The organism is Bacillus alveayuensis, assembly GCA_030812955.1.
Classification (GTDB): Bacteria; Bacillota; Bacilli; order Bacillales; family Aeribacillaceae; genus Bacillus_CB; species Bacillus_CB alveayuensis.
Map to the genome: position 1 here is coordinate 21,356 of JAUSTR010000011.1, position 25,613 is coordinate 46,968.

The window sequence follows — 25,613 nt, forward strand, 5'->3', positions numbered from 1 at the left end:
CAAAGCTTTTAAAGAAATATAAAAAACAAATATTAAGCCAATATTGTGTCAAAGCTAATTCATTGTAAATTTTGCTTTACAAAAGATTTACATCAAAAGATTATATTTAATAGCCGAATTATTTTTGCTGTTTTCTAAAATCGTTGGATAGTTTGGTTCCAAATAAAAAAAGAGGATGTATGCTCTCATCATGAGTATACAATCCTCTGAAAATAATATAGGCAACTAGATGATTAGTTGGAAAAGCACTTTCAACTTGAAGGGCTGAGATATCCCTTGAAACAGGAAAGTTTGCCTTGCACAGCGATTATGCTCTTCCCCAAATACGATAAATCCAGTTTTCAATAAGTCCGACCACTTTATCGAGAAGCAGCCCGGATACGCCGATAAATAGTATGGCAGCCATGACTAAATCTAGCCTCATGGAATTTCTGGCGTCGACAACTAAATAACCAAGTCCTGACGGCGTTCCAACCATCTCTCCTGCTACAAGAAAAATCCAAGCTGTACCTACAGCTATATGAAGCCCGTTCGCAATATAAGGGAATGTGGCAGTAAAAATGATTTTGCGCAATAGCTCGAATTTTTTAATCTCGAAATTTTGTGCCACTTTCAAATAAGTTTTATCAACGTTCTTTACAGCAGATACTGTCGATAGCAAAACAGGAAAGAAGGCAGCTGCCACAAGGTAATCAAGATAGCAAAACCAATGATGACATTTATGAAAATCTTATATTTAATCATCCTATTGATAATTATGTGTATTATACGGAAGAAAAGCTAAAGATAATGAAAGAAATATTTTAACATGAAAGGCTGGCCTGACTGTCAGATCAATGGTTTTTACGGGAGGTCAGACGTTTTGGAGCCAGCCTTTATTCATGACTATGAGATGATAATGTGGAAAATGATTAGCATACTAGTCATCAATAACATTCCAATATGGGCGAAACGAATGGAAGAATTCGCTTTATTTTTGGCAAGCATCATACCGATAACGGCTGCTGTAATCATCAATCCAGCAGCGGCGATTCCCGCATATTCACGGAGTGTCAATTCTCCTTCTGCCATATACATTAATATCCCATGTATGGAAGCTAATGTAACGGCAGCTGCCCCGATTGGAATATGCCACTTTGTAAGTGTTCTTAATAGATTGATAAATAATGATTTCCCATTTGGAATTGTTTTTGTAAAAAAGGAAATTTTCCGCCGTAAAGGAAAAAGAGTTCCGGCAGCGACTGTGGCAGCAACCGCTCCCCATCCTAATAATTCTCCACCTTCTTCAACAAAGGCTTCATTTTCGTTTTCTTCTTCATGCCCCTCATATTCTTCATCATCAGCAAAAACAGGAATCGCTTGTCCGTAAGCGATATTGAGCATAAAAATAAACACGGACACCATCATTAATTTTTTCATAAACTCCACTCCCTATTTTGAAGTTATTGAATAGGCTGCGGAAGCGTAACGATAAAACAACTTCCTTTTCCTTCTTCGCTCTGTACGCTGATTGTTCCACCATGAGTGTCAACAATCCATTGTGCAATCGAAAGGCCAATTCCATTTCCTTCAAGTTGGCGTGATCGAGCTTTACTTACGCGGTAAAATCGTTCAAAGATGTGATGCAGATGTTCTTTCGGTATGCCGATCCCCGTATCGTTTATTTCGATTTTTATATTTTGCGATTCACGCGATATCATAATGCGAATGAGTCCATTTTCGACATTGTACTTTACGGCATTATCGAGCAAAATAAGAAGCAGCTGCGTAATTCTCTCTTTATCCCCGTACATTGTTATTCCTTCTTGTATATTCGTGAGAAATTCAATATTTTTTTGTTCCGCCCAAGGGAGGCATTTCCTTATCAATTCATTAATAATCGGCTCAAGCTCAAACCATTGTTTATTCAACTGGACAGCATCGGCATCGGAGCGGGCGAGCAGCAATAAGTCATTAATTAATTTTGTCATTCTTTTTACTTCATCTTTCATATCATCTAATACTAGCAAGGAAAATTCGCTCATTTTCTCTCTTTCATCCGTTTCGATGACTTCAAGGGATGATTGGAAAATACTAAGCGGTGTACGCAGCTCATGGGAGGCATTGGCAACAAATTCCTTTTGTTTCTGAAAAGACCTGGCGATTGGCACCATCGCTTTTCCGGACATATAGTAGCCAAGCAAAGCAGACAGACCGATAAATACGAGCGAAATTAAACTTAATATCATTAATGAAGTTTTTACAATGTAGGTTTGCATTGTAATATTTGTTCCGGTATAAATCGTTCCAATATATACCCCATTTTTAAATACGGATTTTCCGGAAAGCAGCAATGATATTGTTTTTCCGTTTTGCATTTTGATTGTTTCATGGCGCACTTCTTCATTTTGTGGAATCCATCCATGAATCGTTTTTAGTATATTTTCGCGCAACTCTGGAAAAGATTCGTCTCCGTCTAGTATCTCCCCGTTCCACGTTATGACATAATAGAAAAATGGAGCTTCTGGATTGTACTCAAGATAATCATTTCTCGCTTTGTTACTGCTTACATTTTTGGCATGATCATACCAATGAAAAAGCTCGTTTTTATGTTCAGCATATTCTGCCTCAGCTAATGTAATCACTTGCTGTTTTTGTTTATTTGTAATTAGTGATGACAGCAGGCTGTAACTGATGACTGTGAACGATATTAAAAAGATAACGATAAGACTTGTAAAAAGAAGAGTGAGACGGAAGCGGATTTTTTTAAACATTTTGTCGTTCATCGCTAAGCTTATAACCTACCCCTCGAATATTTTGAATAAGCGTACCGTCATCCCCAAGTTTTTTTCGTAAAAGACGAATAAAAGAGTCGATATTATTGCTTGTAATATTAGCGTCTACCCCCCAAATTCGTTCAATAATCAGTTCGCGGGGCAAAATTTGATTCGGATTGCGCATAAATAATTCCATTAATTGAAATTCGCGGTTTGTTAATGAAATTTTTTTACCTCCTTTTTTGATAGAGTATTCACTTAGATGAAGAGATAAGTCTCCTAGAGAAAGTTTTTCGGTTTGAAATGGTTTTGTTGCTCTTCTGGCGAGAGCACGAATTCGGGCAAGGAGTTCGGAAAATTCAAATGGTTTGACAATATAGTCGTCCGCTCCTAAGTCTAGGCCTTTCACCCGATCTTCAAGTGCATCTCTCGCTGTCAGCATGAGAATAGCCCCGTTAAAGCCTTCCTTGCGCAATGTTTTGCAAACTTCGGTTCCTTCTTTAATCGGCATCATCCAATCGAGAATTAATAAATCATAACTTGCTTGTTTCGCAAAATAATACGCATCTTCCCCATTTTGCACCCAATCAACTGTATGATTTTCTTTTTTCAGCATATGAACAATCAGTTTGCCAAGCCGCATATCATCTTCTGCCAAGAGAATATACATCTTTCCCACCTTCAATTACGATGATTTTTTATTGTTTTTGTGGTTTTGTAAGAAAACGAAAAATCGTTAATAATAAAAAAATGGATATACTGCTGATATAAATGATTTTCACCCATGTTTCATCTGCGTCGCTTCCAACAAACATTCCGTGTATACTTGCAAGGATAAAGCTCGGCAAAATAAGAAGATGGACGGTTTTCCATATATTTCGCCCTACTTTTTTTAGTAAATCACTTGTTAAAAATAAGAGAAACATTGAATAAAAAGAGACGATTCCTAATCCTGTAAAAAAAGGTTTATATTTTGCAAGGAACGGTACAAAAATTTCGAGTATCGTAAATGGTTGATAACGATCAAAGTAGAGTAAAAAGCCGTGCAAAAATGCGAACAAAAATGCGAGCCATCCGGCTGTTTGATGGATGGCAAGAAAGTGCTTGCCGATATTTCTTGGGATGATGCTTATATTTTGCATGATGCCAAAGCAGATAGATAGAAAAAGGAGAAAATAGGCGCTTAATCCAGAAGAGCGAATCCATTCCCAAGTAGGAAATTCAATCATTTTTAAATCGCCAGCCTTTCAACATAACATGAAATAGAAGGAGTGATAAGCAACTCTCTGCTTTCGGTCACGATAATACACGCTGATTGCGGAAATTTTTCTTTTAACCATTGCACACCTTGACGAGAAGGAAGCATGCAAAGTACTTTTGCAATCACATCTGCTTCTGAGGCGCACTCAGCGAAAGCAGTAGCCTGCACAACATCGCTGTTGTCCGGATTTTTTCCAGTTTGGCCGTTAATGATATGATGAACGGTGTCTTCGTTTACTTTCCAGCTTCGGTAAAGAACGTTTGATGTTGCGATTGCGCCGGAAGAAATAAAAAATTGTACAATATCTTCATTTTCTGCAAAGGGATTTGCTACTCCTACTTTTCTGCCAACATCTCCCCAAATGAACATATCACCTCCCGCATCAATAACTCCAGCGTTTATCCCTAAATCTCTTAATAAATGGTATGCTTTATCGACACTCCAGCCTTTGCCGATTCCTCCAAGGTCAATTTCCTCGGTTGTATGTTTTATTACTGCTTTTAATGCGGGAAAAAACGACAAGCTGTTTACAGACGGCACACGAAATAAATCAATATTTTCTTTATGTTCGGGTAAAAAATGTTGCTTATGAAAAGATTGCGTATATCCTATATTTTTCATGATAGTTCCTACAAATGGGTTAAAATAAAATTCTGTCTTTACCGCATATTCGAACGCTGTTTGCAAGACGTCATACAAAATAGGATGAATTTGTATCACTGTCTCAGCAGGGGACTGATTTAATTTGTTTAATTCGCTATCATCTAGGAAACGGGAGCAAATCTTTTCAAAAGTAGTAAACCAAGTTTGCACAAGGAGCTTCCAGTTGAGCGACCGCTTGTACTCCATTACTCGAACATTAATAGCCGTTCCCATACCGTTCATTGATAATGATTGTTCTTCACCCATTGTTATGATCTCCTTGTCCGGTTTTCTGCCGGCTGCAATCGGGAAGTTTGTGTTTTCGGTATGGCGATAATGGCTTCGTTCGAATATTCGACATCCCAATTTCCTTCATCCCAATCTAGCGACAGCAGCTGCTGCTCACGCTTTTTTTTTGCTTCATTCACTTCTACACTATTATTTTGAGATAAAACGGTTTCTTCTTTTAATGAGATTTGCGTCTTGTTTTGCTGCCCGTTGTCATGTGCGTCCGAATTGTTTACCAGCTGAAGAAAGCTTGTAAATACAGTAATACCGCCTAATCCTATAATCCATTTTGTCCATTTATTTGTTCTCATAAAGAACTTCACCTGCTTTCTAATAAACGAGTATTTGCTGTTGCTTTGTCCATGTAACTTGAAATCCTAAACTGTTCGCTAAAACGCTGATTGGAATATAAAGTTTTTGATTTTTTTCAAAAATAGGCAGAGGCATTGGTGTCTTTTTCATATTTTCGTAAGCTGCCCTTGAACCGTTTTTTACAATCAAAAGTTTGTCATTGAGTTTGATTTCAGCTATTTTTGATGTTGAATATACAATAACTGAAGCACCTAAGTGTTGTGCCGTTTCCTCAAGCGGTACAAATAGCTGCCCTTCCATAGGAACGACGTTCGTATACAGCAAGTCTTTTTCTTTAAATTGAATTGGCACGGTTTTTTCTGAAGAGATTGGTGTTGCTGCAAATTTATCAGGTGCTTCAGGAGAGCGCGACCACTTGTACCAATATTCTTGCTTTAATACGATTCGGTTTTCATAAGTGCCGGAATTTTGCTTATAATAGTTATCGTTTGCATTTCTTTCTTCCTTGAATTCTTTGGCATATTCATCTTCATATCGTTCTTCATCATTGTGCTCATCATCGTCGTCGTTTTCATGCTCATATTCCTCTATTCTTCCTTCGTATTCCTTCTCATCATCGTCAGCTTGAACGAATGCAGCATGAAATCCGGCTGTTGCTGAAATAAAGAAAATGAAACTTAGAATGGAAAAAATTTTTCTCATTGCGGTTTCCCCCTTTTTCTACTTCCTTTTGGGATTATTTTAAAAGTAAATTCTGAAAAGAAAATGAAAAAAAGGAAATAAAGATGTGCCGGAAAAATCGTTTCAACAAATAAAAGGGGCTGACCCAAAGGCAAGTGTCAGACCCCGAAATACAGTATAATAGGACATAATATTGGATAAATGAGCTATATATGTGAATACATGTGAAATACATGTGAGGTCAGACACTTACGGGCAAGCCCCTTTTTAACGATGGAAAAGAATCAATTTGCCGCTTGAAGATGTACAGCGGTATGTTTTTTCGTGGCAGTTTTTTTCTCTTAGCTTCTGTTCGCCGATTTTTTTTGCTTCCTCTTCCCTCGCTGCTTCAAAAGTTTCGTCTAACAACTTTTCGCCGTTTTTCTCAAATACCGTTAACGTATATGCTTTCATCGGCGCTTCCCTCCTTGATGATTGGTTTTCACTGACTACTATTCTTTTTATTTGTCAAAATTAATCCTTAAAAAGATCTCCAAACAAAAAATTAAATACTGACTCCGTAACCCGACAAAAAGCGAAAACCGCAGAGGTTACTAAGCCACTTAATGTATGTGGATGTGGCTGGGTACTCTGCGGTTTTTATTTTTAGACTTACCTTTAAATGAAAGGAGCCAACTATCATGAAGAAACCATTAAATTCTATAGAACGCGTTTACAGTGACCCTAAAGTAACCTTTTCTGAACTTATTAAATCCATTATTAATAATAAAATTGACGAAATTGTCAATAATGCTAAAAAGGTGAACACTGCTACATCTCAATTTAACAAGGAAGGATTGAATGTGAAATGAGATGTGGCGTTTATGTACGAGTTTCTTCTGATAAGTTAGAGCAACAAGCTTCTTTACAGTATCAAAAAGAATTATTTTATAACTATATCGCAGATAAAGGCTGGGATTTGTATGAAGTTTACATCGATGTTGAATCAGGAACTACAGCAAAGCGCAAAAATTTGCAGCGATTAATTGACGATGCAATGAACAAAAAAATCGATGTTATTTTAGCCAAAGAGCTTTCGCGTTTAGCGAGAAACGGAGAACTATCTTATCAAATCAAAAATCTTTGTGAAAATCACGGGGTTCACATCATTACGCTAGATGGAGCTATTAACACCTTACAAGGAAACACACACATGTTTGGACTTTATGCTTGGATGTATGAACAAGAAGCTCAACGTACAAGCGAACGAGTAAAAGAAACTCTCAAGACCCGTGCTAAAAAAGGGCTTTTTAAAGGAAGTACGCCCCCTTACGGATATACAATCAAAGATGGAAAATTGCACATTCGAGATGATGAAACCCCAAACATTGTTCGCAGAATTTTCAATGAATATCTGGCAGGCGATGGTCGAGATATAAAAGCAAGAAGACTCTATAACGAAGGGATACCAACACCAGCTGAAGTGGCTGGAAAGAAGAATGCAGGTGACAAGTGGAATGATTCTACTATCAAACTCATTTTAACGAATCCACACTATACCGGCGATTTGGTCCAAGGACGTACAACGACTGTGAGTGTTACAAGCAACAAACGGAAAAAGGCGTCTGATGAGAAGCTAATTATTATTCCAAACGCTCATGAGCCGATTATTCCAAGAGACGTATTTGAAGCTGTACAACATCAGATGAAATTACGTTCAAAAACCATTCCTGCTCCAAAACGGCACCTATTTACGAATATCGCCTATTGCGCTGATTGCGGCAAAGGCATGTGGTATCGCTCAAATCGTAAAGGTTATGTGTGCGGTGGATATGCCAGATTCGACAAAAAAGCCTGCAGCAGCCATGTCATCAAAGAGGAAGTGCTTAAACAAACCATCATTCATGACATCCAGTCTCTCATGCGGCAAATTGATAAGGAATATTATTTAAAACAACTCGAAGAAAAAGCAAAACAATCTCAACTTTCCGTCCAAAAGAAACTGGATAAAATAAACAAGAAAATTGACGCCTTAAAAGCACGGAAACGAAAATATATCGAGCTGCTCGCCGATGAAAAAATCACCCAAGAGGATTATCAAGATATGATTGAGGCAAATAGCAAAGAAATCAATGAGCTTGTTATTTCAAAAAAAGAACTTGAATCTTTGTTATCAAGCCATAAAGTTGTCGAGAACATCCAAAAGTTGAAACAGGAATTAGCCCAATTTTTAAACTTTGATGAATTAACACCGGAAATTTTGCATCGTTTAATTGATCGTATTGAAATTAAAGCGGATGGAACTCCAAAAATCTTTTATCGATTCTCCGCTCCGAAAATTGAATAAGCAGGAAACAAAAGCGTTTCCTGCTTAATTTTTTCTCAAAACGATCTGCGAGACGCACTCCACATGCATCGTATGCGGAAACATATCAACAGGTTGTACTTCTTTCATTTCGTATCCACCTTGTTCCAAGATCGCAATGTCTCTTGCTAGTGTTGCAGGATTACAGGAAACGTAAACGACTTTTTTCGGTTTCATGTCTAAAATGGTTTGCAGCAGTGATTCGTCACAGCCTTTGCGTGGTGGATCAACGACTATGACGTCTGCTCTGATTCCTTGTTCGTACCATTTTGGAATAATGGACTCTGCTTCACCCACGGCAAATTCGACGTTTTCAATATTGTTTAAACGTGCGTTGCGCTTCGCGTCTTCGATGGCTTCTGGGACGATTTCAACACCGTATACCTTTTTCGCTTTTTGTGCGAGGAAAAGAGAAATAGTGCCTATTCCACAATAAGCATCTATAACCGTTTCGTTTCCTGATAAATTTGCATATTCTAGAGCCTTTTCATAAAGGACTTTCGTCTGTTCAGGGTTCACTTGATAAAACGATTTAGCCGAAATGGCAAATTTAATGTTACCAATGTAGTCATAAATGTATTCAGATCCCCAAAGAATTCTTGTTTCATCACCTAAAATAACATTTGTCCGCTTTGGATTAATGTTTTGCACGATAGATTTAATATTTGGAAACTTTGCTGTTATTTCAGCTATCATTGATTTTTTGTTTGGGAAGTCCTTTGTACGGGTAATGAATACTAACATCATTTCTTTTGTTTGATACCCATAGCGAACCATAATATGGCGCAGCCAGCCTTGATGGGTCAATTCATCATAAGCTTGAATGCCAATGCGGCTGCAAATATTTTTGACAGCTTGAACGACTTCATCGTTTTCAGACTGCTGGATTAAACAACGTTCCATATCAATGATGTCATGTGTTCTCTTTTGATAAAATCCAGCAATCAATCCGCCTTCTCTTTCTCCAACTGGTACTTGAGCTTTATTGCGGTAATTCCATGGATTTTTCATCCCTATCGTTGGATGAACTATCACTTTGTCCAAATTGACTTTCCCAATTCGGGCTAGTACTTCTTTTACATGCTTTTGTTTATGATCAAGCTGACCTTTGTAGCTTAAATGCTGAAGCTGACAGCCGCCGCATTGTTTGTAAACCGGGCAAGGTGCTGCCCTCCGCTCTGGACTTTGTTCGTATAGCTCTATTAGTCGACCGTATCCGTAACCTTTTTTTACTTTAACGATTTTTATTTTCCCTGATTCACCTGGCAGTGCATTCGGAACAAATACCGGAAATCCCTCTATTTTCGCTACGCCAGCACCATCGTGTGTTAAGTCTTCAAAAACTGCATCGTAATATTCATTTTTCTCAACCGGTGGTACAACCTTCGTCATGTTTGCTTCTCCCTTATCTTATTCTGCTGTTCAGATTGTATCATACTACAAGTTCATAACCAATATGATTACCTTCAGAAATGGTTGTTCATAATACGTAATAGAAATGAAATGGGAACTGAAAAAATTTTTTACTATTATTAACGTTAGAGTCGGTGAGGAGTGATACCAAATGGAACAGAGCTTTAAAGATTCACTCATTGAAAAAATAATTACAAAAGGAGTGTATAAAACTGAAGATGGAAAACAGCTTTATGAGTTAAACGTCATTGATTTATTAAAAATGGCAAATCAATTGGAAAGCGATCACAATAGAGAGCAGCTTTTTTAGCTGCTCTTACTCATTACCCGATTATAAAGGGGCGCATTGTTCGGCTTTTTCTTTTGACATAACGATTTCGATGTGTTGGTATAAGTTTTCAAATTCCCCTGGAAGGAGCCCACCGTATTCTCCATCCAAGTTAAGCTGCATTTTTTCATTTGTTTTCACTTTGACACGGTTAGCTTTTGTGTAAATAACATGTTCATCGCGAATATGGTCTCCGCGTAAAGCTAAACTTGCCACACGGATAAATTCGGCAATGTTTGCTTTCTTTAAAATAATTAAATCAAACATACCGTCATTCAGCTTTGAATCCGGAGCAAGCTTTTCAAAACCACCAACAGAGTTCGTAAGCGATACTAAAAATAACATAATTTCCCCTTGAAACAGTTTGCCATCATATTCAATCTCAACTTCTGTCGGTCGAATAGATGGAAGTATTTCAATCCCTTTTAAATAGTAGGCTAACTGACCTAGTACAGTCTTTAATTTGCTTGGAACTTCATATGTAAGCTCTGTTAAACGGCCGCCGCCTGCAATGTTAATAAAATAATGGTCATTCACTTTCCCGATATCAATTTTTCTTTTTACCCCGTTCAAAATCGCATCAACTGCATGCAAAATATGATCACGAGGAATTCCAATCGCACGGGCAAAATCATTCGTCGTACCAACTGGAATGACAGCAAGAGTAGGTCGATTTTCCATCGGGGCAAGACCATTCACCACCTCATTTACCGTACCGTCCCCTCCAGCAGCCACAATTAAGTCATATCCACGTTGTGACGCAATCTTTGCTGCTTCAACGGCATCACCTTCACCTGTTGTGGCATGACAAGATGTTTCATAGCCTGCCTGTTCAAATTTTTGTAAAACCTCTGGCAAATATTTTTTAAAAATCTCACGACCAGACGTTGGATTATATATAATTCTCGCTCTTTTCATTACACATCATCCTATACAAGGTAATGGGAAATATTTCTCGATTTTATATTACACAAAAAAACATTATAATACACAATCTACTCAATTTCAAAATATTTACTATAATAATTCATTCAAGCTCCCTAATCTTTCCTGCCAAAACATTATAAAAGCATCGGATATTCGATGCTTTTTGAGTATTTGTCTAACAAATTTATAATGCTCTTTCTTGACTCATTGGATAGTCGTCTTGTTCATTTTGCTTGTTTTTGGACTCCTTCATCATAATAAATGATTCAACAAGCTCTGGGTCAAAATGCTTTCCGCTGTTTTCCTTTAAGAAGTCCAGTGCTTTTTCCATCGGCCATGCTTCTTTATAAGAGCGTCTACTTATGAGAGCATCAAACACATCGACAATACTGATTATTCTTGCTTCAAACGGGATATCGTTTCCTTTTAGCTTATACGGGTACCCGGTTCCGTCCCATTTTTCATGATGGTATAAGATAACATTTCGTGCAATCGCAAAGCTTTTCTGAAGCAAGTCCAGTTCAATATCTTTTGAAATCTTATCCAACATATCCACACCAATTAATGGATGGGTTTCAATGATCATCTGTTCATAATGGGTGAGTGGGCCCGGTTTATATAAAATCCCTTCAGGAATCCCAGCTTTTCCAATATCATGAAGGATGCTTGCATTAATGATATTATTCATATATCCCTTTTGTAAATTTAATTGGCATCTCTCATTATGAAAATAAACGAGCTCCTCTGTAAACTTTTGCACTCTCATTAAATGACCTTCTATTCCAGGGTCACGAATTTCACAAGATATAGCCAGGACTTTTAAAATTTCTCTTTTCATTTCCGTTGCTTGTTCTCTAGAAATATATGATCCTTCTTTTAACGTTTCTAACTCGCGGAAAATCCCGACATAGTAAGTGCTATCTTTTATTTTAATCGGCGTAATCGTAATTGAGGAATGCCAAAGCTGCCCAGACTTCTTTTTATTAATAAAAACACCCGACCACGGATTTCCTTGCTGTAGCTCTTTTTTTAATTCCGCATATACAGTGCTTTTCGTTAAATTAGAACGAAGAAATCTCGGGTTTTTTCCGCAAGCATACTGTTTTGTATAGCCTGTGATATTCTCAAAAGCTTTATTAACCGCTATAATACGATAATTTCGATCGGTAATAATAACAGCATCCGCTAAAAGTAAATACCCTTCTAATTTTGGATGTAAAGAAGCCAATGTTTTTCCTCCTAGTTTTAAGTTCGGAAATTATATTGGTTTATATCTAGAAAATTGTAGATGTTTAAAGATCGTTTTTGAGATTTTGTATGAAAATTACAAACATTATTAAAAAATCTTACCCTTATATTATACATGTAATGAAGCTTTTCAAATAAAAATTATTCATTTGTCAATAATCCGACGATTTCATTTGTCACAAATAAGACATAACATTTGTAATCAAAAATCCCCATTTAAACAAACGTTTATTTCAAGGCAAATTTCCTTGATAACGCAACCTCTTCTCCAGTTAACCAAACGTTTGTTTAAATTGAAATTCCTTGCCAGCTTAATCTCTCTAATACTTAACTGTAGTTGAGCAATTCTGATTACAATAATTACCATAAAAAAAACAAACAGGTTACCCCTTATGTCACGTGAAGCTGTTTTTTCACAGAATCAATGGGAATATTTTGTTTCGCCGCATGGTAAATGAACTCCACGAGGCTATGTCCTTTTCTCTTACGCAGGAGATCGAGCACATCCGAAAAATTGCCGTTGGATTCGAACATACTGTACACATAAGCAAGTTGTACAATAATCCAATACCGTTTCATTACTTGAGGTTCGGGAACACGGTATCCATCAAGCTTCAGGGGGGAGATGAAGTCCAAAAAGAAGCAAATGTAGATGATGAATGTCCGTCATGAGGCTTTTGAAGGACATAAATAAGATAGAAAGCATAAGAAGTGTCCTTCATTGGATTAATGAAGGACATAATGAAGATAGAAAACATAAGAAAGGTCCTTCATAGGACTAATAAAGGACATAAATATGATAGGAAACAAGAGAAATGACAAAACGTTATGAAAAATAGTGGATTCCTTGATGAGGTGCTAATCTATTCATGAGACATGAACATCTTTGTAGGTAGTTGGTAGCGCATCTAATCTAACCAAGGAGTTGGATTCCTGTCTCCTTTTTTGTTTGGATGTAAATATATGTTAGGGAATTTGCTCATCTACATTACTTAATTAAACATTTGATTACAGGCTTATACAAACGTTAGTTTAGTATCTGCATCCAGTTGAACTGGATTATAGTTAATAATATGAAAAATCGCCAATGTTAAAAACACCCGCGATAACGGGTGTTTCAAGCCGATTCATTTTACAGCTTTTTAATCTCTTCAAGTAATAACTTATTAACCATTTGTGGGTTGGCTTGTCCTTTCGTCTTCTTCATGATTTGTCCGACTAAGAAGCCAATGGCACGATCTTTACCGTTTTTGAAGTCTTCAACAGATTGTGGGTTTTCATCTAATGCCTCGATGACCAGCTTGCGAATAGTGCCTTCGTCAGAAATTTGGACAAGCCCTTTTTCTTTGACGATTTTTTCTGGGTCTCCGCCTTTTTCGATCAGTTCTTTAAATACTTTCTTCGCGATTTTGGATGAGATTGTTCCTTTTTCAATGAGTTTGATCATACCAGCAAGGCTTTCAGGTGTTAACGCCACTTCTGATAGCTCTTTTTGTTCAGCATTTAAGTATCCAGATACTTCACCCATTAGCCAGTTAGAGGCAAGCTTAGCATCGGCGCCAGCTGCAACGGTTGCTTCGAAGAAATCGGACATTTCTTTTGTCAGTGTTAATACTTTTGCATCATATGCTGGTAAACCCAGCTCTTCAATATAGCGCTTTTGGCGAGCGTCTGGAAGCTCTGGAATCGATGCGCGAACGCGCTCTTTCCACTCATCATCAATGTGAAGAGCGACAAGGTCTGGCTCTGGGAAGTAGCGGTAGTCTTCAGAACCTTCTTTGACACGCATTAAAATGGTTTTTCCTGTTGCTTCATCAAACCGACGTGTTTCTTGTTGGATAACGCCGCCAGATAAAAGGACTTGCTCTTGACGCTTTTGCTCATATTCTAGACCTTTGCGAACAAAGTTGAACGAGTTTAAGTTTTTCAACTCTGTTTTTGTCCCAAATTCTTTTTGACCGATTGGACGAAGGGAAATGTTCGCATCACAGCGAAGTGAGCCTTCCTCCATCTTGCAATCAGACACACCAGTATATTGGATAATAGATTTTAATTTTTCTAAATAAGCGTATGCTTCTTCAGGGGAGCGAATATCAGGCTCAGACACGATTTCAATAAGAGGGGTCCCTTGACGGTTGAAATCAACTAAAGAATAGCCCTCACTAGAGTGTGTTAGTTTCCCTGCATCCTCTTCAAGGTGCAAGCGAGTAATTCCGATTTTCTTTTTCTTCCCATTTACTTCAATTTCAATCCAACCGTTTTGGCCAATTGGCTTATCATATTGTGAAATTTGGTATGCCTTCGGATTGTCTGGATAGAAATAGTTTTTCCGGTCAAACTTTGTATCTGTTGCGATTTCGCAATTAAGCGCCATTGCCGCTTTCATGGCAAATTCAACGGCTTCTTTGTTTAGAACCGGAAGAACACCTGGATAACCGAGGTCGATAACCGTTGTATTTGTGTTAGGCTCTGCTCCAAATGCGTTTGGAGCACTTGAGAAAATTTTAGACTTCGTTTTCAACTCGACATGGACTTCAAGACCAATGACCGTTTCAAAGTTCATTCGTTCTCACCCCTTACAGTTCCGGTTTTTGTTTATGGAAGTCTGTTGCTTGTTCGAATGCATGTGCAACACGATATACAGTGCTTTCATCAAAGTGTTTGCCGATAATTTGTAAACCAAGTGGTAAGCCGTTTGCAAAGCCGCAAGGTACGGAAATAGCAGGAACACCGGCAAGGTTGACGTTAATGGTTAAAATATCATTTGCATACATTGTGAGTGGATCATCAATTTTTTCGCCGATTTTAAAGGCTGGTGTCGGTGTTGTTGGTCCGATAATGACATCATATTTTTCAAATACATCTTCAAAATCTTTCTTAATTAATGTACGAACTTGTTGTGCTTTTTTGTAGTACGCATCGTAATAACCAGAGCTTAGAGCGAATGTACCAAGCATAATACGACGTTTTACTTCATCTCCGAAGCCTTCCGCACGTGTTTCTTTATACATATCAATTAAGTTTTCAGCATTGTCAGTTCGATAACCATATCGTACACCGTCAAAACGAGCTAAGTTCGCAGATGCTTCTGAAGAAGCAAGTAAGTAATATGTAGCGATCCCGTATTTGGAGTGTGGAAGAGATACTTCTTCCCAAGCTGCTCCTAAACCTTCAAGCACTTTTAAAGCATTTAAAACAGATTGACGTGCTTCCTCGCTTACACCTTCACCTAAATATTCTTTCGGAAGTGCAATTTTTAATCCCTTAACATCTCCTGTTAAAGCAGAAAGATAGTCTGGAACATCTACATTAGCAGAAGTAGAATCCATTTTATCTACACCAGCAATCACTTGAAGTAAATAGGCATTGTCTTCAACTGTACGAGTAATTGGTCCAATTTGATCTAAAGAGGAAGCAAATGCAACTAAACCAAAGCGAGATACACGACCGTATGTCGGCTTTAAACCAACAACACCACAAAATGCCGCTGGTTGACGAATCGATCCACCTGTATCTGAACCTAATGCAAATGGTACTTCACCTGCCGCAACAGCTGCTGCTGAACCACCGCTTGAACCACCAGGTACTCTTTCTAAATCCCAAGGGTTTTTCGTCTTTTTAAATCCAGAGTTTTCGTTGGAAGAACCCATTGCAAACTCATCCATATTTAATTTACCGATTGTGATAGCTTCAGCATCGTGAAGCTTATTAATAACGGTTGCATCGTAAATCGGATCAAAGTTCTCTAAAATTTTACTTGCACATGTTGTACGTAAACCTTTCGTTACGATGTTATCTTTAATTCCAATTGGCATACCAAAAAGCAGCCCGTATTCATCTTTGTTTCCAATTTGTTCATCTAGCTCTTTTGCCTTTTGACGAGCTCTTTCTTCATCTAATGTTAAAAATGCATCAACTTTACCTTCTACTTCTTCAATACGACGATATGATTCGTCAACTAATTCGGATACTTGTATTTCTTTTTTATGTAACATTTCCTTTAGTTCTGAAATTTTATGGTCAAATAACGACATATTCGATAAATCCCTCCTTATTCCAGAATGGATGGTACACGAAATTGTCCATCTTTATGATCTGGGGCATTTTTTAATACTTCTTCTCTTGGAAGACCTTGTTCTGGTTCATCTTCTCTCATCACATTTTTCATATCTAATACGTGAGAAGTAGGTTCAACATTTTCAGTGTCTAATTCGTTTAACTGTTCAGCGAAAGTAATAATCGCATCAAGCTGACTTGTAAACATTTCAGCTTCTTCTTCGGAAATCGCAAGTCTAGCAAGATGCGCCACGTGTTTTACTTGCTCTTTAGAAATACGTGACAATTTTGTTCACCTCCGTAAATTTCGAACCACTACAATACTCTGATAATATCAGAATTTATCCCGATAAAGCAACAATTCCTCCTGTATCTTTCTACATTTTAATCAACCAAAAGGGGCCTGCCCCCACAAGTCAGACCCCTACAGCCTATTTAACAATCGTTTATTCAATTTCAATGGACTTTCCCCGCTTCTTTGGGAAACGTACGCGGAGAATCCCATCTTTGTAATTAGCTTTCATTTTCTTTGTCAAAACATATGATGGTATTTCAATTGTTTGTTTAGCACCTCTTATTTTTTTCGTTGCTTCGTATTCCGATGCAGCAGCATTTTTCTTGACAGTAATGATTAATTCGTCATCTACCAGTTTTACCCGAATATCTTCTTTTGGAATTCCTGGAAGCTCTGCTGTAACGATAAAATACTGATCTGTTTCATCCATATGAATCTTAAAGGAAGGAATGGTTAGCCTTTCTCGAAAATAATCATCAATTTGATCCAGAAGTGTTCGTTTTGGTCTTTGCTGAAAGAATTCATTTATGAGCTTCATTGGTCCACCAGGCTCTTTTCGAAAAATTGCATGCCCTTCCTCTTCTCTCATGCTTTTCCCCCCTTTTTCAACACTTCGATGCAAATTTATATCTGTACATCATATGAATAAACAGAAAATAATGTCTGGGCAGATAGCCTTTCAGCTGTCTAAATAATACTTAATTTTCTTGGACCTATACATTTGTCCATACGAATCGATGACGATTCGAATATAAAATAATGTACGGCAAAAAAATGGAGGTGATTTGAATGGGTTTTAGAGGATTTGGTGGTTATGGATATGGTCCAGGTTATAGATGTGGTAGTTACAGCTGCGGTGGATACGGCTACGGCGGTTACGGCTACGGTTTTGGGTTTGCGTTAATTGTCGTATTGTTTATCTTATTAATTATCGTTGGGGCTGCATTCGTAAAATAATTTTGCTAGTTTAAATCATTACCACTCTCACGTTTAAGTGTTAAATTATCTGCGGCTTCGGCTGTCGACTTTGTCGACAGCTATTTTTATCATCTTATAGATTCTAAAATAATAAAAACTGAATAGTTTTTATTTCATGATAAAAAATTGTAACAATTTTGTATAAACATTAAATGTAATTATTAGGCATTGATATTGATCAAAATATTTGCTAGTATTAAAACGTTCAAGCAGTTTTAAAATTGGACGCAGTTATTTTGTAACCGCTTCCACTTTTGGGGTATTATCTTAATTTTTTCTATTTTCATAAATTTTTTATTATTGTTCATACGAGGGGGTAATGTTATGCATATTTATGAATTTATTGCTATTTCGATTTATTTTTTAACGATGTTGGGGATTGGGCTATATGCTTATAAAAAATCTACAGATGACTTATCTGGCTACATGCTAGGTGGTCGTAGGCTTGGACCAGCGGTTACAGCATTATCTGCAGGTGCTTCTGATATGAGTGGATGGCTGCTCATGGGGCTGCCAGGTGCTATGTATGCTTCAGGTATTTCAAGTATATGGATTGCTATCGGTTTGACAATTGGGGCTTATTTTAACTACTTATTAGTTGCACCGCGTCTGCGCGTATATACGGAAGTTGCCAATAACTCCATCACAATCCCAGACTTTTTTGAAAATCGCTTCCAAGATCATTCGAAAATATTACGGCTCGTTTCAGCAATCGTTATTTTTATTTTCTTTACACTTTACACTTCTTCTGGGATGGTAGCAGGCGGTACATTATTCGAGTCGGCCTTCAATTTAGATTATAAACTCGGTTTATTAGTAACAGCTGGTGTTGTGGTTGCTTACACTTTATTTGGCGGATTTTTAGCGGTAAGTTTAACAGACTTTGTGCAAGGAACCATTATGGTTTTAGCATTAATTATTGTACCAATTGTCGCTTTCACAGAGGTGGGGGGAGTCGGCCCTGCGTTTTCTGAAATTGAAAGTATTAATCCAGCCTATTTAGATATCTTTAAAGGCACTTCTGTTCTTGGACTTATTTCATTATTTGCTTGGGGACTTGGTTATTTTGGACAGCCGCATATTATTGTTCGCTTCATGGCTATTAAATCTATAAAAGAAATAAATTCTGCACGCCGCATAGGAATAGGTTGGATGATTTTAACTGTTTTAGGTGCGATGCTCGTAGGACTTATCGGTATTGCTTATGTATCAAAAACAGGAATTACACTTGAAAACCCTGAGACTATCTTTATTAAATTTGCTGAAGTGCTATTCCATCCACTTGTAACAGGATTCTTACTTTCAGGAATTTTAGCGGCAATTATGAGTACGATTTCGTCACAGCTTCTTGTAACATCCAGTGCGGTTACAGAAGACTTCTACAAAACGTTTTTCAAACGAAATGCATCTGAAAAAGAGCTTGTCGCCATTGGCCGTATTGCCGTATTACTTGTTGCGCTCATTGCTATATTTTTATCCATCAACCCGAATGACACAATTCTTGGACTAGTCGGATACGCATGGGCAGGATTTGGTGCCGCTTTCGGTCCAGTCATTATCCTTAGCCTCCACTGGAAGCGTATGACAAAATGGGGAGCACTTGCAGGAATGGTTGTTGGTACTTTAACCGTACTAATTTGGGTAAATATCGGTTTAAGCGACTTCTTATATGAAATGATCCCAGGGTTTATTTTTAGCTTTATCGCCGTTATTGTCGTCAGCTTCATAACTAGTGAGCCTGAAAAAGAAATTACGGAAACATTCGAACAGATGCAAGAAAAATTAGTAGAAGACTTAAAATAACAAATTTTAAAAGGTGGTGCATGAAGACCACCTTTTTTATTTGTAACCTAAGCGTCTGACCCCACAACATAGCATATTTTATTGATCATGATTCTATAAATTGTGATAGACGTGAGATAGGCATTGATGGAAACAGCTTCTTTTTTCATCGATAGATATGAACAAATGGTTCTTCTTGTCCCGGCTTTTTCACAATTAACGCTTCCTCGCCATTTGTTGAAGTAATTTTAACTTCTAACGTAATATAATCTTCAGGATAATATTCCATTACCTTCCCCGTTAAATATTGCGTTAAGGCAATGACTTCCGCTTTCCCATAAAATTGCATTGGAATTTCAATTTTCATCTGCTTAAGTTCTCCATTTTGATAAAAGCCTGTGCCAATAACACCTGTATAGTTCGGGAAAAATTCTTCAACATCACCTTTTAAAGCATTAAAACGATTCGCTTCATCCGGCTTTTTATTGCTCCCTTCTGTTGAAGGGAAAAAGTAGTACTCTTCATCTACTGTTGACCATCTTCCAATATTGCGACTCTCTTTCTCAACAACCGTTTTAGCAATAAAATGTCCTGGAACAATTGAAGATTTCGGTGCTTGTACATATAAGGAGACGACAATTGGCACTTTATTAAGACCTTCCATATCTCTTAAGCGGTTCACAATTTCTTGTGCGTATTCTTTTCCTTTCTCTTCAAGCACATCTAATGATATTTTTTCCTCAAGCTGCTGGCCATTTTCCGATCTGTAATAATAAACGGAATTTAATGCAAGCCCAATGGAGATCCCGCCTAGCTCAATCGTTTTTTCATCTTTTTTTATTAAATAGTCATGCTCCAAAATGTGTGCTAAATAAATCGGATTTTCCTCATTCTGCTCTTCCGATGAATTTGACGGGTTCAGTCCCTCATTGTTATGTTCATCAGATTTGCGGCTTAACCAAGTTCTTACGGTTTCTTCGTCTAAATATTGCCCTTCTTGAAAGTAGTATTTTTCTGTCGAAAAAGTATCTAATGCCATCCTCATTAGCCCTGTTTCAAACTCATCAATATCTAGGCGAGTGTTTAAATTTCTGGTAACGAGTCCACGAGCCTCACTCGTTTTGAACGGTACAATCATTTTATAGTAGTCATCTGAAATGCTGTACTTCGGAATGATGGCTGTTTCTTGTTCTGATTCATCTGTTTCCTGAACAATTTTCTCCGGTTCACCAATGTTTGAACAAGATACTAGAAAAAGGCAGCTTGCTACTAATGATATGAATGTTTTTTTCAAGGCACTCTACCTCTCTTATGACTTAATTTCTTCTAACATCCTAGCTTCATCCCATATTTCGATATTTAACTCTTGAGCTTTTTTTAATTTGCTACCGGCTGCTTCACCTGCAATCACTAAGTCTGTTTTATTGCTGACACTTCCTGTTACTTTTCCTCCACGTTTTTCAATTTCTGCTTTCGCTTCATTTCTTGACATAGATTCCAATTTTCCTGTTAAAACAATCGTTTTACCTGTGAAATACGAATCGCTTCCTTCCGTTTCAGAACGCTTCGGGCCCTTATAGATCATATTGACGCCGAAACTTTTCAGTTCTTCAATTAATTCTTTTACTTCTTTCTTGGCAAAGTATGTGACAATCGCATCTGCCATTTTTTCACCGATTTCATGAATCGCTAAAAGCTCTTCCTTTGTCGCCTGCATAAGCTGATCCATCGTTTCAAAATGCTCTGCTAATGTTTTGGCTGCTTTTTCTCCAACATAGCGGATGCCAAGACCAAATAGCAAGCGTTCTAATGAATTGTTTTTGGATTCTTCAATGGCCTTTAATAAATTGTCTGTGGACTTCTCACCCATACGCTCAAGCTGCAATAGCTGATCCCGTTTTAATTGATACAAGTCAGCGACATCATGAATAAGCTTTTCATTGAATAATTGAGTGATGACGCGTTCTCCTAATCCATCAATATTCATGGCATTTCTTGAAACGAAATGAATTAACCCTTCGCGAATTTGCGCTGGACACTTCGGGTTAATACAGCGAAGAGCGACTTCGCCTTCGATCCGAACTAATTCACTATGGCATTCCGGACACTTTGTTGGCATGTGGAAATCTTTTTCTTCCCCAGTCCGTTTATCCACTAATACATTGACGACTTCAGGGATTATATCACCTGCTTTTTTCACAACGACATAGTCACCTATTTTAATATCTTTTTCACGAATTAAATCTTCGTTGTGTAAAGATGCACGTTTGACGGTTGTTCCAGCAATACGTACCGGCTCTAAAATCGCTGTAGGAGTAATCACTCCTGTACGCCCGACAGTCAAATCGATATCAATCAGCTTTGTCACAACTTCTTCTGCTGGAAATTTATAGGCAATCGCCCACCTTGGACTTTTTGCCGTAAAACCGAGCTGTCTTTGTTGTTCTAAACTATCAACCTTTATAACGAGTCCGTCAATATCGTATGGAAGCTCTGGACGCTTTGCTAAAAATTCATCAAGCATTTGAATGACTTCTTCAATGCTTTGACATGTTCTTCGTTCACGATTAGTTTTAAATCCAAGTTCGTCTAATAAATTTAATGCTTCACTATGAGAGGTGACTCCTGTTTCACCAAGATCTGCAATACTATAGACGAAAATATCGAGATTTCGTTTCGCGGCAATTTTTGGATCGAGCTGGCGCAATGAACCAGCTGCTGCATTTCGTGGGTTTGCAAACGGTTCTTCATTTTGTTTTTGACGCTCTTCATTGAGCTTTTCAAACGATTTTTTCGGCATAAACGCTTCCCCGCGTACTTCAATGGACAAATCTTTTTTGAGTCGCAATGGAATGGAACGAATCGTTTTTAAATTTTCCGTAATATCTTCGCCTACCGTTCCGTCACCGCGTGTAGCCCCTTGAACAAATACACCATTTTCATAGCGGAGAGAGACCGCTAACCCGTCAATTTTTAATTCAACCGTATATTTGACGTCATTCCCAACGGCTTGGCGTACCCGTCTGTCAAAATCACGCAAATCCTGCTCATTAAATGCATTCGCTAAACTAAGCATCGGAATGCGGTGCTCAACTTTTTGGAATGATTCAAGCACCGCACCGCCTACCCTTTGGGAAGGAGAGTCAGGTGTTTTTAACTCTGGAAACTGCTCTTCAAGCTGAATTAGCTCTTGCATTAATCGATCATATTCAGAATCAGGAACAGAAGGATTGTCTAGAACATGATACTCATAGTTGTATTGATTTAAAAGATCGTGCAATTCTTTGACACGGCTTTCAGCAGTTTGTTTGTCCATTCTGTCATCCCTTTCATTATACTTTTTCAATTGGTGCGAATTTCGCTAACAACCGCTTAATCCCTACAGGACTTGGAAACGCAATATCAAGCTCTTTATCCTCTCCGGAACCTTTTACACTCACTACTGTCCCAATACCCCATTTTTTATGCTCCGCTTTATCACCAACAGCCCAATCAACGGCATCTCCACTTGTTTTCGTCAAAGTCGGTTTCGATGAAGGGCGAATATTTGGGGTTGTCCGACGAGCAAAGGTTCTTGTATTTTTCTTTTGTACACTGACGTTTTCAATTAAATCATCCGGAATTTCATCGATAAACCGTGATTCAGGATTCATGTTCGTTCTTCCGAAAAGGGTGCGCATTTCAGCATTCGTTATATATAATTCCTCTTCTGCACGAGTAATACCAACATAAGCTAGGCGACGCTCCTCTTCCATTTCAGCCTCTTCCATTAACGAGCGACTGTGTGGAAAGACGCCTTCTTCCATTCCAATTAAAAAGACGACTGGAAACTCGAGTCCTTTAGCAGAGTGCAACGTCATGAGAACAACAGCATCTTTCGTCGTCTCTTCTTCATTATCAAGCTGGTCAATATCAGCAATGAGTGCCAAATCTGTTAAAAAGGCGACTAAGCTTTTATCTTCACTTTGTTTTTCAAAGCTTTGGGTTACTGATAAAAATTCATCAATGTTCTCCAATCGGCTCTGTGCTTCAAGCGTTTTTTCTGATTCAAGCATTTCTCGATACCCTGTTTTCTCAAGCAGCTCTTCGGTAAGCTCTGTTACAGATAAGTAGTCTTGCATCGCATTAAAGTTTCGAATCATATCACGGAAGCTCGTTAAAGCATTGACAACACGAGCACTTACACCGATTTGTTCAATTTCCTCGATAGCTTGGAACATCGATAATCCATGCTCTGTGGCATATTCTTGTATACGTTGAACCGAAGTTGCTCCAACCCCTCGTTTTGGCACATTTATAATTCTTTCTAAGCTAATATCGTCATCTGGGTTTGCGACAACACGTAAATAAGCAAGAATATCTTTAATTTCTTTGCGGTCATAGAACTTAATGCCGCCGACAATGGTGTAATCGATATTGGATTTAAGCAATACTTCCTCCATCACACGGGATTGAGCATTGGTTCGATATAATATCGCGATATCTGAATACTTTCTTTTCCCTGACTGAACGAGCTCTTGAATTTTTCCTGCCACAAATTGGGCTTCTCCTGTTTCACTTTCTGCTCGATAATAAGTTATTTTTTGACCTTCCGGATTTTCAGTCCATAAATTTTTCGGCTTCCGATTGACATTGTTTTTAATTACCTCATTTGCCGCTTGTAATATACGTTTCGTGGAACGATAGTTTTGCTCAAGCAAAATAACGTTTGCGTTTGGATAATCTTTTTCAAATGATAAAATGTTTGCAATATCCGCCCCGCGCCAACGGTAAATCGATTGATCCGAATCCCCGACAACACATAAGTTTTGAAAGCGTGCAGCTAACATTTTTACAAGCATATATTGAGCACGGTTCGTATCTTGATACTCATCGACATGAATATATTGAAATTTCCGCTGATAGTATTCAAGTACTTCCGGTACACGTTGGAACAGTTGTATCGTTGACATGATGAGGTCATCAAAATCAAGGGATTGGTTTTTTAATAATTTTTTCTGATAATCTGTATAAACATCACTAACAATCTGTTCCCAAGGCCCTCCTTTTGTTTTGGCATACTCTTCTGGTTTAATCAGCTCATTTTTTGCTGAACTAATGGAGCCAAGAATGGCGCGAGGATCATACTTTTTCGGATCAATATTGCGTTCTTTTAATATCGATTTAATGACAGAGAGTTGATCGGAAGAATCTAAAATAGAAAAATTGCGGTTAATGCCAATTCGATCAATATCCCGACGTAAAATACGTACACACATGGAGTGGAAAGTGGCAATCCAAATATCTTCTGCACCTGGACCTAGTAAACCTTCTATTCTTTCTTTCATTTCACGTGCTGCTTTATTCGTAAACGTTATCGCTAAAATGTTCCATGGAGCCACTTGCTTTTCCGCCAATAAATAAGCAATACGATGTGTAAGGACTCTCGTTTTTCCACTTCCAGCACCCGCCATAATAAGGACAGGTCCTTCCGTTAGCTTCACCGCTTCCTTTTGCCGTTCATTTAACCCTGATAGCAATTGTTCTGTTATAAATTGCAAAACCGTCACCACCTTAAACAAACATATGTTCTATTTTACAAAAAAACATCAACGAAGTCATTCACCTTTTACTGCTTTTACGGTTTCTAATGCCTTCTCAATATTTTCATAAATGACATTTCCTACAACCACTATATCAGCATGCTTGGCCATCTCTTTAGCCTGATTCGCATTTTTAATCCCGCCGCCATATATAAGCTTCGTGTTTTGTAGGCATGATTTTGCCGCTTTTACCATTTCAACATCTCCGTATGTCCCACTGTATTCTAAATAAAAGATTGGTAAATGAAACATATTTTCAGCCATTCTTGCGTAAGCTTTCACATCCTCAACATCAAGTGATGTATTTGCTTCTGCTAATTTAGCAGCTTTACAATCCTCATTTAAAATACAGTAGCCTTCCATGAAAATATCATTCCAGTTCATTAATTCACCGTATTCTTTGACAGCTTCATGGTGAAGCTCTGTAATCCATTTCGTGTTTTGGCTATTTAATACGGTCGGTATGAAATATAAGTCAAATCCCGGTACGATTGATTCTTTATTCGAAATTTCTAATACGCACGGAACAAGGAAACGACGGATACGTGATAAAAGATGTAGCACATTATCCTCTGTAACATGATCACTTCCGCCAACAATCACGGCATCTGTATTTGATTCACAAATCATTTCTAAATGTTCATCATGAATATCTTTATCTGGATCGAGCTTAAACACATGTTTCCACTCGTTTATATCATACATAAACTTTCCTCCTAA

The 25,613-nt window shown here is 37.8% G+C and carries 24 protein-coding genes and 2 pseudogenes; 5 read left to right on the forward strand and 21 right to left on the reverse strand.

What is annotated here, in order from left to right; translation table 11 throughout:
- Nucleotides 1–307: 307 nt before the first annotated feature.
- From J2S06_RS11325 to J2S06_RS11365, 9 genes and pseudogenes are all read right to left on the reverse strand, one after another.
- Nucleotides 308–679 (reverse strand): annotated as a pseudogene (locus tag J2S06_RS11325) (ABC transporter permease); the annotation flags it as partial.
- A gap of 206 nt (nt 680–885) precedes the next feature.
- Nucleotides 886–1,419, reverse strand: coding sequence for a hypothetical protein (locus J2S06_RS11330; RefSeq protein WP_419152355.1), 534 nt, complete (start codon nt 1,417–1,419; stop codon nt 886–888).
- A gap of 23 nt (nt 1,420–1,442) precedes the next feature.
- On the reverse strand, nt 1,443–2,765 hold the full coding sequence (locus tag J2S06_RS11335; protein ID WP_419152356.1) for a sensor histidine kinase: 1,323 nt from the start codon (nt 2,763–2,765) through the stop codon (nt 1,443–1,445).
- Entirely contained in the window at nt 2,746–3,426 is a 681-nt protein-coding gene (locus tag J2S06_RS11340) for a response regulator transcription factor (protein ID WP_419152357.1), read from the reverse strand. Before J2S06_RS11340 ends, J2S06_RS11335 begins: the two co-directional genes overlap by 20 nt.
- 28 nt (nt 3,427–3,454) lie before the next feature.
- Complete coding sequence (locus J2S06_RS11345; protein WP_419152358.1) at nt 3,455–3,985, reverse strand: ferric reductase-like transmembrane domain-containing protein; 531 nt, start codon at nt 3,983–3,985, stop codon at nt 3,455–3,457.
- Nucleotides 3,986–3,987: 2 nt separating this feature from the next.
- On the reverse strand, nt 3,988–4,926 hold the full coding sequence (locus J2S06_RS11350) for an FAD:protein FMN transferase (RefSeq protein ID WP_419152359.1): 939 nt from the start codon (nt 4,924–4,926) through the stop codon (nt 3,988–3,990).
- 2 nt (nt 4,927–4,928) lie between these two features.
- Complete coding sequence (locus tag J2S06_RS11355) at nt 4,929–5,258, reverse strand: hypothetical protein (RefSeq protein WP_419152360.1); 330 nt, start codon at nt 5,256–5,258, stop codon at nt 4,929–4,931.
- A 19-nt stretch (nt 5,259–5,277) separates the two neighbouring features.
- Entirely contained in the window at nt 5,278–5,961 is a 684-nt protein-coding gene (locus tag J2S06_RS11360; RefSeq protein ID WP_419152361.1) for a copper amine oxidase N-terminal domain-containing protein, read from the reverse strand.
- Between the two features lie 246 nt (nt 5,962–6,207).
- A complete protein-coding gene (locus tag J2S06_RS11365) occupies nt 6,208–6,393 on the reverse strand; it encodes a YhzD family protein (protein ID WP_419152362.1) in 186 nt (61 codons plus the stop codon).
- 227 nt (nt 6,394–6,620) lie between these two features.
- On the opposite strand from J2S06_RS11365, the gene J2S06_RS11370 reads away from it, so the two are divergent.
- Both J2S06_RS11370 and J2S06_RS11375 read left to right on the forward strand, forming a co-directional pair.
- A complete protein-coding gene (locus tag J2S06_RS11370) occupies nt 6,621–6,791 on the forward strand; it encodes a hypothetical protein (protein WP_419152363.1) in 171 nt (56 codons plus the stop codon).
- Complete coding sequence (locus tag J2S06_RS11375; protein ID WP_419152364.1) at nt 6,788–8,266, forward strand: recombinase family protein; 1,479 nt, start codon at nt 6,788–6,790, stop codon at nt 8,264–8,266. Before J2S06_RS11370 ends, J2S06_RS11375 begins: the two co-directional genes overlap by 4 nt.
- A 24-nt stretch (nt 8,267–8,290) precedes the next feature.
- Here the strand turns inward: J2S06_RS11375 and rlmD are convergent, their stop codons facing one another.
- Complete coding sequence (rlmD, locus tag J2S06_RS11380) at nt 8,291–9,676, reverse strand: 23S rRNA (uracil(1939)-C(5))-methyltransferase RlmD (RefSeq protein WP_419152365.1); 1,386 nt, start codon at nt 9,674–9,676, stop codon at nt 8,291–8,293.
- 172 nt (nt 9,677–9,848) lie between these two features.
- Here rlmD and fbpA point away from each other — a divergent pair, with 172 nt between their 5' ends.
- A complete protein-coding gene (gene fbpA / locus J2S06_RS11385) occupies nt 9,849–10,007 on the forward strand; it encodes a Fur-regulated basic protein FbpA (protein ID WP_083979379.1) in 159 nt (52 codons plus the stop codon).
- A gap of 21 nt (nt 10,008–10,028) precedes the next feature.
- On the opposite strand, the gene J2S06_RS11390 is transcribed toward fbpA, so the two are convergent.
- The 7 genes and pseudogenes from J2S06_RS11390 to J2S06_RS11420 all read right to left on the reverse strand — a co-directional run bounded on the left by J2S06_RS11390 (nt 10,029) and on the right by J2S06_RS11420 (nt 17,140).
- The gene (locus J2S06_RS11390; protein ID WP_044895943.1) at nt 10,029–10,943 is read right to left on the reverse strand and encodes a diacylglycerol kinase; all 915 of its coding nucleotides are present in this window, start codon (nt 10,941–10,943) and stop codon (nt 10,029–10,031) included.
- A 193-nt stretch (nt 10,944–11,136) separates the two neighbouring features.
- Nucleotides 11,137–12,180, reverse strand: coding sequence for an HD domain-containing phosphohydrolase (locus tag J2S06_RS11395; protein ID WP_419152366.1), 1,044 nt, complete (start codon nt 12,178–12,180; stop codon nt 11,137–11,139).
- A gap of 410 nt (nt 12,181–12,590) precedes the next feature.
- A pseudogene (locus tag J2S06_RS11400) lies at nt 12,591–12,821 on the reverse strand (IS701 family transposase); the annotation flags it as partial.
- Nucleotides 12,822–13,332: 511 nt separating this feature from the next.
- Nucleotides 13,333–14,763, reverse strand: a complete 1,431-nt coding sequence (gene gatB, locus J2S06_RS11405) for an Asp-tRNA(Asn)/Glu-tRNA(Gln) amidotransferase subunit GatB (RefSeq protein ID WP_044747370.1) — start codon at nt 14,761–14,763, stop codon at nt 13,333–13,335.
- 13 nt (nt 14,764–14,776) lie between these two features.
- Nucleotides 14,777–16,234 carry an Asp-tRNA(Asn)/Glu-tRNA(Gln) amidotransferase subunit GatA gene (gene gatA / locus J2S06_RS11410; protein WP_419152367.1) on the reverse strand — a complete coding sequence of 486 codons (1,458 nt, stop codon included), beginning with the start codon at nt 16,232–16,234 and terminating at the stop codon, nt 14,777–14,779.
- Between the two features lie 17 nt (nt 16,235–16,251).
- On the reverse strand, nt 16,252–16,542 hold the full coding sequence (gatC, locus tag J2S06_RS11415) for an Asp-tRNA(Asn)/Glu-tRNA(Gln) amidotransferase subunit GatC (protein WP_044747368.1): 291 nt from the start codon (nt 16,540–16,542) through the stop codon (nt 16,252–16,254).
- Nucleotides 16,543–16,702: 160 nt separating this feature from the next.
- Nucleotides 16,703–17,140, reverse strand: a complete 438-nt coding sequence (locus J2S06_RS11420) for an Hsp20/alpha crystallin family protein (RefSeq protein ID WP_419152368.1) — start codon at nt 17,138–17,140, stop codon at nt 16,703–16,705.
- A gap of 200 nt (nt 17,141–17,340) precedes the next feature.
- On the opposite strand from J2S06_RS11420, the gene J2S06_RS11425 reads away from it, so the two are divergent.
- A complete protein-coding gene (locus J2S06_RS11425) occupies nt 17,341–17,508 on the forward strand; it encodes a YjcZ family sporulation protein (RefSeq protein WP_419152369.1) in 168 nt (55 codons plus the stop codon).
- 345 nt (nt 17,509–17,853) lie between these two features.
- Nucleotides 17,854–19,332 (forward strand): sodium/proline symporter PutP, encoded by a 1,479-nt coding sequence (putP, locus tag J2S06_RS11430; RefSeq protein ID WP_419152370.1) that lies wholly within the window; start codon nt 17,854–17,856, stop codon nt 19,330–19,332.
- A 145-nt stretch (nt 19,333–19,477) separates the two neighbouring features.
- Here putP and J2S06_RS11435 read toward each other — a convergent pair whose 3' ends face one another.
- Genes J2S06_RS11435 through pcrB form a run of 4 tightly spaced genes read right to left on the reverse strand, consistent with a single transcriptional unit; the run spans nt 19,478 to nt 25,598 of the window.
- A complete protein-coding gene (locus tag J2S06_RS11435) occupies nt 19,478–20,605 on the reverse strand; it encodes a CamS family sex pheromone protein (RefSeq protein ID WP_419152371.1) in 1,128 nt (375 codons plus the stop codon).
- A 15-nt stretch (nt 20,606–20,620) separates the two neighbouring features.
- Nucleotides 20,621–22,627, reverse strand: a complete 2,007-nt coding sequence (gene ligA / locus J2S06_RS11440; RefSeq protein ID WP_419152372.1) for an NAD-dependent DNA ligase LigA — start codon at nt 22,625–22,627, stop codon at nt 20,621–20,623.
- A 16-nt stretch (nt 22,628–22,643) separates the two neighbouring features.
- Nucleotides 22,644–24,851 (reverse strand): DNA helicase PcrA, encoded by a 2,208-nt coding sequence (gene pcrA, locus J2S06_RS11445; protein WP_419152373.1) that lies wholly within the window; start codon nt 24,849–24,851, stop codon nt 22,644–22,646.
- Between the two features lie 57 nt (nt 24,852–24,908).
- Nucleotides 24,909–25,598, reverse strand: coding sequence for a heptaprenylglyceryl phosphate synthase (gene pcrB, locus J2S06_RS11450; protein ID WP_044747712.1), 690 nt, complete (start codon nt 25,596–25,598; stop codon nt 24,909–24,911).
- Between the last annotated feature and the right edge of the window lie 15 nt (nt 25,599–25,613).